10 protein-coding genes are annotated in these 7,656 nt (G+C 68.8%); 8 read left to right on the forward strand and 2 right to left on the reverse strand.

Annotated features, from left to right (window positions below; translation table 11 throughout):
• Positions 1 to 12 precede the first annotated feature (12 nt).
• The gene (locus ACWDVB_RS36965; RefSeq protein WP_451519336.1) at positions 13 to 717 is read right to left on the reverse strand and encodes a DUF5324 family protein; all 705 of its coding nucleotides are present in this window, start codon (positions 715 to 717) and stop codon (positions 13 to 15) included.
• A 300-nt stretch (positions 718 to 1,017) separates the two neighbouring features.
• On the opposite strand from ACWDVB_RS36965, the gene ACWDVB_RS36970 reads away from it, so the two are divergent.
• Complete coding sequence (locus ACWDVB_RS36970; protein ID WP_451519320.1) at positions 1,018 to 1,551, forward strand: peptidylprolyl isomerase; 534 nt, start codon at positions 1,018 to 1,020, stop codon at positions 1,549 to 1,551.
• A 123-nt stretch (positions 1,552 to 1,674) separates the two neighbouring features.
• Complete coding sequence (locus ACWDVB_RS36975) at positions 1,675 to 2,571, forward strand: rhomboid family intramembrane serine protease (protein WP_451519319.1); 897 nt, start codon at positions 1,675 to 1,677, stop codon at positions 2,569 to 2,571.
• 238 nt (positions 2,572 to 2,809) lie between these two features.
• Here the strand turns inward: ACWDVB_RS36975 and crgA are convergent, their stop codons facing one another.
• Positions 2,810 to 3,091, reverse strand: a complete 282-nt coding sequence (crgA, locus tag ACWDVB_RS36980; RefSeq protein ID WP_451519318.1) for a cell division protein CrgA — start codon at positions 3,089 to 3,091, stop codon at positions 2,810 to 2,812.
• Between the two features lie 138 nt (positions 3,092 to 3,229).
• On the opposite strand from crgA, the gene ACWDVB_RS36985 reads away from it, so the two are divergent.
• Genes ACWDVB_RS36985 through ACWDVB_RS37010 form a run of 6 tightly spaced genes read left to right on the forward strand, consistent with a single transcriptional unit; the run spans position 3,230 to position 7,557 of the window.
• Positions 3,230 to 4,000, forward strand: a complete 771-nt coding sequence (locus ACWDVB_RS36985; RefSeq protein WP_451519317.1) for a DUF881 domain-containing protein — start codon at positions 3,230 to 3,232, stop codon at positions 3,998 to 4,000.
• Positions 4,001 to 4,031: 31 nt separating this feature from the next.
• Positions 4,032 to 4,694, forward strand: a complete 663-nt coding sequence (locus ACWDVB_RS36990; RefSeq protein ID WP_451519335.1) for a class E sortase — start codon at positions 4,032 to 4,034, stop codon at positions 4,692 to 4,694.
• A gap of 54 nt (positions 4,695 to 4,748) precedes the next feature.
• Positions 4,749 to 4,910: a hypothetical protein gene (locus ACWDVB_RS36995; protein ID WP_107097924.1), complete on the forward strand. Its 162-nt coding sequence runs from the start codon at positions 4,749 to 4,751 to the stop codon at positions 4,908 to 4,910.
• The gene (locus ACWDVB_RS37000) at positions 4,907 to 5,566 is read left to right on the forward strand and encodes an aminodeoxychorismate/anthranilate synthase component II (RefSeq protein ID WP_451519316.1); all 660 of its coding nucleotides are present in this window, start codon (positions 4,907 to 4,909) and stop codon (positions 5,564 to 5,566) included. The genes ACWDVB_RS36995 and ACWDVB_RS37000 overlap by 4 nt, the downstream gene beginning before the upstream one ends.
• Complete coding sequence (locus tag ACWDVB_RS37005) at positions 5,563 to 6,795, forward strand: class E sortase (RefSeq protein ID WP_451519315.1); 1,233 nt, start codon at positions 5,563 to 5,565, stop codon at positions 6,793 to 6,795. Before ACWDVB_RS37000 ends, ACWDVB_RS37005 begins: the two co-directional genes overlap by 4 nt.
• 24 nt (positions 6,796 to 6,819) lie before the next feature.
• Positions 6,820 to 7,557 carry a class E sortase gene (locus ACWDVB_RS37010; RefSeq protein WP_451519314.1) on the forward strand — a complete coding sequence of 246 codons (738 nt, stop codon included), beginning with the start codon at positions 6,820 to 6,822 and terminating at the stop codon, positions 7,555 to 7,557.
• Positions 7,558 to 7,656: the final 99 nt, after the last annotated feature.

The following is a 7,656-nucleotide window of genomic DNA, read 5'->3' on the forward strand; positions in this document are numbered from 1 at the left end:
CGGACCGCGGGGTCAGCCCTGCTTGTGCCGGTCCACCGCCGCCTCCGCCTCGGCCTGCTTGGCCTGGACCTCGGGGTCGAGGGCCGCCTGGTCACTGCCGTCGACCGTGGTCAGCGACGTGGTGTCCGGAACCTCGGTGGCCGCCGGCGGCTCGACCAGCCAGTCGGGGTTGGCCTGCTTGTCCCACCACTTCCAGGCGGCGACGGCACCACCCGCGAGAATGCCGAGGACGGCGATCCTCTTGGCGATGCGGCCGTTCCTGGCGCGGCGCTCGTGCTTGCGTACCAGGCGCTGGATCTCCTTGGCCGAGACCTGACCGCGCAGCGCGGCGAGCGCCGCCGTGCTGCGGGACGTGGCCTCCTCGCGGACGGGCTGCGCGGCGGCCACCGCGTACTCGATGCGGGGCTTGGAGTACTCGGCGGCCTGTCGGGCCGCCTTGCGCGTGCGGACGGCCGCCTCGTGGGCGGCGTGGTCGACCTTCGGCGGCACATGCGTACGCGCCTGCTCGACGCGGGGGGCGACGTGGGCGCCGTACTGGACACGGGCCTGTTCGGCGGCCTGCGACACCTTGGGCGCCAGCCGCGCACGCGCCTCATGGGCGTACTGGGTGGCTCGCTCCTTGGCCGTGTCGGCGTATGGCGCCACCGCGTCCGCGGCGTGCCGCACGCTGTCCTTGGCCGAGCCGGTCGCGGCGCGCACGCTGTCCTTGCGGGTCACGTGATCCTCCTCCTCGGTGGCGTATACGTATGTCACCTTTCCACCCTTTCAAGGATCATGCCTTCTGGATGCCTGTTGGATACCTTCTGGATCGCTCCCAGGTATGAGACGGCGGGCATCCGGCGCAAGGGGAAGGTGATCGATCGGTTCGTTCCGTTCAATTCGATCGATTCGGTGCAAGAAGAGCTCTTCGCCGACAATGCCACGGATCGCTTGGGCGCGCGCCCACTCGGTGGCTACTCGTCCCAATCCGGTCCGTGCGAGGATCGGAGTGTCACAGAAGACAACGGAAGGCAGATCGTGGCTGAGCAGCTTTACGCCACCCTGAAGACCAACCAAGGCGACATCGAGGTGCGGCTGCTGCCGAATCACGCGCCGAAGACGGTCAAGAACTTTGTTGAACTCGCCCAGGGCGAGCGCGAGTGGGTTCACCCGCAGACCGGCAAGAAGACCAAGGACCGGCTGTACGACGGCACGGTCTTCCACCGGGTCATCAGTGGTTTCATGATCCAGGGCGGTGACCCGCTGGGCAACGGCACGGGCGGCCCGGGTTACGAGTTCGAGGACGAGTTCCACCCGGACCTCGCCTTCGACAAGCCGTACCTGCTGGCGATGGCCAACGCCGGTCCGGGCACGAACGGCTCGCAGTTCTTCGTGACTGTGTCGCCGACCGCGTGGCTGACCCGCAAGCACACGATCTTCGGCGAGGTCGCCAACGACGCCGGCAAGAAGGTCGTGGACGCCATCGCGGGCGTCCAGACCAACCCGCGCACCGACCGCCCGGTCAACGACGTGGTCATCGAGTCCGTGGTCATCGAGACCCGCGACGCCTGATCAGCGCGTACCCGCGCGTATCGCCCGGGAACCGAACCGCCCCGCTCATCCGTAAGGAAGGGCGGGGCGGCGCGTTGCCAAGCGTCCGCCGCAGCGCCTTCGTACGGAGATTGAGGGGATCCCATGGACCAGGTGCCAGGCAGCCCGCAGGAGCCGCAGGAGACGTCGGGCCTGCCCGGCTGCTACCGCCACCCGGACCGCGGGACCGGCATCACCTGCACCCGCTGCGAGCGCCCCATCTGCCCCGAGTGCATGATCAGCGCCTCGGTCGGCTTTCAGTGCCCGGAGTGCGTCCGCGACGGCTCCGGTACCGGTCACGCGCCCGCGGCCAACCGGCCGCGCACGGTCGCGGGCGGCACGATCGCCGCGGACCCGCGACTGGTCACCAAGATCCTGCTGGGGCTGAACATCGCCCTGTTCGTGGTGCAGCTGGCGGTCGGGGACCGCTTCACCGATCAGTACGACCTGCTCGGGCGGGCCATCGTGCCGGAGCTGGGGTCGGTCGAGGGCGTCGCCGAGGGGCAGTGGTACCGCCTGGTCACGGCCATGTTCCTGCACGGCAGCATCATGCACATCGCCTTCAACATGCTGAGCCTGTGGTGGATCGGCGGGCCGCTCGAAGCGGCCCTCGGCCGGGTCCGCTACATCGCGCTGTACATGGCATCGGGACTCGCGGGCAGCGCGCTGACCTATCTGCTCGCCGAGCCGAACCAGCCCTCGCTCGGAGCGTCCGGCGCCATCTTCGGTCTGTTCGGCGCGACCGCCATCCTGATGCGGCGCCTGAACTACGACATGCGGCCGGTCGTCGCCCTGCTGGCGATCAACCTGCTCATCACCGCCTTCTGGCCCAGCATCGCGTGGCAGGCCCACGTCGGCGGCCTCGTCGGCGGTGTCATCGTCGGCTACGCCATGGTGCACGCGCCCCGCGAGCGGCGGAACCTCATCCAGTACGGCAGCTGCGCGCTGGTGCTCGTCGCGACCGTGGTGATGGTCGTCGTCAGGACCGGGCAGCTCACGTGACGTGAGCACGGTTGTCCACAGCGCGTGCCCGATCTTGTGCACGAGGTGGGGAACAACCGTGCCCCTTGTCACTGACCTGGGTTTACCCAGGAAGGGCAAGGGGCGAGCGGTGGGAGAGAACCGGCGCACCGGTCACACCGGCGTCAACCGGCGGAGAGTTATCCACAGATCTTCAGACCTTTTCCACTCATGTGGATAGCGCTGTGGATAACTCAGGGCAGGGCTTGCGCGCGGCGGCCTACTTCCACTGCGTGGAGACGCCGAATCCCGCCGCGATGAAGCCGAAGCCGACCACGATGTTCCAGTTCCCGAGCGGGTCGACCGGCAGCTTGCCGTCCGTGACGTAGAAAACGACGATCCAGGCGAGTCCGATGAGGAACATCGCCAGCATCACCGGAGCCACCCAGCTGCGGTTGGTCAGCTTGATGGCCGTCGCCTTCTTCGACGTCGACGACGTCGACGATGAGGACGGCGGCGGCGTGTAGTCGTCTGCCTTCTTGCGGATACGTGACTTCGGCACGAGGGTCTCTCCTGTCGATGCGCTGCGTGGCCGCGCAGGTAACGGGTCTGGCGCCGGGCGGGGCTCCATGGGAGCCGAGGCTTCCCCGGGCGTCCGTTAGCGTAGTGCTTCCGCGGCGCTGAAGGAGATAAGGGTACGTTGAGCAATTCTGCCGACCCCCACAAAGGTGCCGGTCGTCGACCCCGATGGCGTCCGGTTCGGGTGCTTACGGGCGCCGTTTTCGCCCTGGCGGGACTGATTTTCTTCACCAGTTTCAACACGGCCAAGGGCACCAACATCCGTACCGACGCCTCACTGCTGAAACTCTCCGACCTGATTCAGGAGCGCAGCCACAAGAACGGCGCGCTCGACGAGTCCAACGGCTCCCTGCGCGACGACGTCGAGTCGCTCGCCCAGCGCGACAACGGCGGCACCAAGGCCGACGACGCCCGGCTCAAGGCCCTGGAGGAGAACGCCGGCACGAAGAAGCTGAGCGGCGAGGCCGTCACGGTCACCCTCGCCGACGCCCCGCCCGACGCCACGGCCAAGCTCCCCGGCTACCCCGAGCCCCAGCCGAACGACCTGGTCATCCACCAGCAGGACCTCCAAGCCGTGGTCAACGCCCTGTGGCAGGGCGGCGCCAAGGGCATCAAGGTCATGGACCAGCGGCTGATCTCCACGAGCGCCGTGCGCTGCGTCGGCAACACCCTGATCCTCCAGGGCCGCGTCTACTCCCCGCCCTACAAGGTGACCGCCGTGGGTGACCCCGACAAGCTGACGAGCGCCCTCGTCGCGTCCCCCGAGATCCAGAACTACATGCTGTACGTCAACGCGTACGGCCTCGGCTGGAAAGTGGACGACGACGGGGCGGTGACTCTTCCCGGCTACTCGGGCACAGTGGATCTCCACTACGCGAAGCCTGTGAAGTAGCCCGAGCAGCGCCCTGGGGGAGCCCGTGTCCGTGCGCGTGATGGTCAGGACGCTCAGCGAACTGTGCATCACCGTCGGCACGCTGATCGTGCTCTTCGTGGTGTACGTCCTGTTCTGGACCGGCGTGAAGGCCGACAGCGCCATGGACGGCCAGATCGACGAGCTCCAGGACCGGTGGGCGCGGGACCCGCTCGTCAGCTCCCCCAAGAAGCCCGCCCCCTACAAGGACGGCAGGTCGTTCGCCGTCATGTACATCCCGCGGTTCGGTTTCACGTGGAACAAGCCCGTGCTCCAGGGCACCGGCACCGACGTACTGAAGAAGGGCCTCGGCCACTACGCCTCCACCGCGCGGCTCGGGCAGAAGGGCAACTTCTCCGTGGCCGGCCACCGCCGCACCTACGGCGACCCCTTCAAGGACTTCCCGAGGCTGCGCCGCGGTGATGCCGTCGTCCTGACCGACGGCGCGACCTGGTTCACGTACCGCGTCCACAGGAAGCCCTACAGGACGCTTCCCGGCGACGTCGGCGTCATCGATCCCGTCCCGCGCAAGTCCGGCTTCCGGGGCCCGGGCCGCTACCTCACCCTCACGACGTGCGAACCGGAGTGGGGCCACAGCCACCGGCTGATCGTCTGGGCGCATCTGGATGCCACGCAGCCCGTGGAGGCCGGGAAACCGGAGGCACTGCGCCGTTAGTCTGGTGCCGTACGGCGAGAGAGGCCTGTTGCCGTACGCGACGGAAGGGACGGCATGTACGGCTGGATCTGGCGGCATCTGCCGGGAAACGCATGGGTAAGGGCGCTGATTTCGCTGGTGCTCGTCTTCGCGGTGGTCTATGTGCTGTTCCAGTACGTCTTCCCGTGGGCCGAGCCGCTGCTCCCCTTCAACGACGTCACCGTGGACGGCCAGTGAGCACCCCCGGCGGCGCCCGCCGCACCCGCGTCCTGGTCGTGGACAACTACGACAGCTTCGTCTTCAACCTCGTCCAGTACCTGTACCAGCTGGGTGCCGAGTGCGAGGTGCTGCGCAACGACGAGGTCGAGCTGCGGCACGCGCAGGACGGCTTCGACGGCGTCCTCCTCTCGCCCGGCCCCGGCACCCCGGAGCAGGCGGGCGTCTGCGTCGAGATGGTGCGGCACTGCGCCACGACCGGCGTGCCCGTCTTCGGGGTCTGCCTCGGCATGCAGTCGATGGCGGTGGCGTACGGCGGCGTGGTGGATCGCGCCCCGGAGCTTCTGCACGGCAAGACCTCGCTCGTACGCCACGAGGGCACGGGCGTCTTCACGGGCCTGCCGTCGCCGTTCACCGCGACCCGCTACCACTCCCTGGCCGCCGAGCCCGCCACGGTCCCGGCCGAGCTCGAGGTCACCGCGCGCACGGAGGACGGGATCATCATGGGACTGCGCCACCGCGAACTTCCGGTCGAGGGCGTGCAGTTCCACCCCGAGTCCGTGCTGACCGAGCACGGCCACCTCATGCTCGCCAACTGGCTGGTGGAGTGCGGCGACACCGGAGCCGTCGAGCGATCGAGCGGGCTCGCCCCGGTGGTGGGCAGGGCCACGGCGTGACGGCCTTGCGCCCCGAGCACGACTCCTCCGGAGCCCCGTACGACGCGCAGGACGCGGCGGGCGGGGACGGGGCCGGTCACGCGCTCGGGGACGCCGGTGCCCTGGAGGAGGCGGTCGATCACCTGACCGACCCACTGAACGATCCGCTGCCGGGGCAACACCCCTCTCCGTGGTTCCGCAGCTCGACGCCGGAGCCGCCGCGGCAGACACCCGCGCGGGAGGCCCCAGAGCCCCAGGGATACGCCCGCGACTGGAACGGCGGCCAAGTGCCGCGGCAGGGGACGCCTGAACCCACGTACGAGCAGCTGTACGGCGCGTACGCCCCCGATCCGACCGCGTACGCCCCTGATCCGATAGCCGACGTCCGGCGCGCGGCCGAGCCGCAGCCCGATCGCCCCGCGGACCGCCCCACCGAGGGCCGTGCCGCCCGCCGCAAGGCCGCCAAGGGCAAGCGGGCCGCCCGGGCCAAGAAGGGCGCCCCACGCCCCGCACAGCCCCGGCCGGGCGGCGCCCCCCTCTCCCGCGTCGAGGCCCGCCGCGCCGAGCGTGCCCGCAGGCCCTCGCCCGGCGCGGTGATCAGCCGGGGGCTCGGTGAAGTCTTCATCACCGTGGGCGTGTTGATGCTGCTGTTCGTCACGTACCAGCTGTGGTGGACGAACATCCGTGCCCAGCAGCAGGCGGACGGTGCCGCCCACGACCTCCAGGAGGACTGGGCGAAGGGCAAGGGCAAGCCGGACGCCTTCGAGCCGGGCCAGGGCTTCGCGCTCCTGCACATCCCCAAGCTGGACGTCGTCGTGCCGGTCGCCGAGGGCATCGACAAGCAGAAGGTCCTCGACCGCGGCATGGTCGGCCACTACAACGAGGGCGCCACCAAGACGGCGATGCCGGACGCCGAGAAGGGCAACTTCGCGGTGGCGGGCCACCGCAACACCCACGGCGAGCCCTTCCGGTACATCAACCGCCTGGAGCCGGGCGACCCGATCGTCGTGGAGACGCAGGACAAGTACTTCGTCTACAAGATGGCGAGCATCCTGCCGCAGACGAGCCCCGGCAACATCAGCGTGATCGGTCCTGTCCCGCCGGGCTCCGGCTTCACGAAACCCGGCCGCTACATCACACTGACCACTTGCACCCCGGAATTCACGAGTAAGTATCGAATGATCGTCTGGGGCAAGATGGCCGAGGAACGGCCGCGCAGCAAGGGCAAGCCGAGCGTGCTCGTCAACTAGAAGTGTGAGAACGGGGCAGAACCAGTGGCAGCCACGACCGAAGACGACGAGAAGCAGGCCGAGACGCCCGCTCCGGCGCCCGCACCACGACGCCGGGGCCGCGGCCCCATCGCCACGGCGGTCAGCGTCTTCGGCGAACTGCTCATCACCGCCGGCCTCGTCCTCGGTCTCTTCGTCGCCTACTCCCTGTGGTGGACGAACGTCGTCGCCGACCGCGAGGCGCACAAGCAGGGCGACCGGGTGCGCGACCACTGGGCGGCCGGCCCGGGCAGCGTCGACACCAAGGGCGGCATCGGCTTCCTCCACGTACCCGCGATGGGCAACGGCGAGATCCTGGTCAAGCCGGGCACGGACAGCAATCACCTCAACGACGGCATCGCGGGCTACTACAAGAAACCGATCAAGTCGGCCCTTCCCCAGGACAAGAAGGGCAACTTCACGCTGGCCGCGCACCGCGACGGGCACGGCGCGAAGTTCCACAAGATCGACAAGATCAAGAAGGGCGACGCGATCGTCTTCGAGTCGCGGGACAAGTGGTACGTCTACAAGGTGTACGAGACGCTGCCGTCGACCTCGAAGTACAACGTGAAGGTCCTGGACCCCGTCCCGAGGGAATCGGGCGCGAGGAAGCCGGGCCGCTACATCACGCTGACGACCTGCACGCCGGTCTACACCTCCACCTACCGCTACGTCGTGTGGGGCAAGCTGGAGCGGGTCGAGAAGGTCGACAGCGAGAGGACGCCGCCGGCGGAGCTGAAGTGACCTCCGGCTCTCGACCGTGACGACAGAGCCCCGGTACCGCTCAGTCCTCTCCAACTCCATCCGCTACACCGGAGCCACCGACGAGCTGAAGGCGTCCCT

Source organism: Streptomyces sp. NPDC003379 (assembly GCF_053589195.1).

What these genes read in the sequence shown, in the direction of transcription:
- ACWDVB_RS36995 (WP_107097924.1), top strand. Translation starts at nt 4,749, where the DNA reads ATGTACGGCTGGATCTGGCGGCATCTGCCGGGAAACGCATGGGTAAGG.
- ACWDVB_RS36975 (WP_451519319.1), top strand. Translation starts at nt 1,675, where the DNA reads ATGGACCAGGTGCCAGGCAGCCCGCAGGAGCCGCAGGAGACGTCGGGC.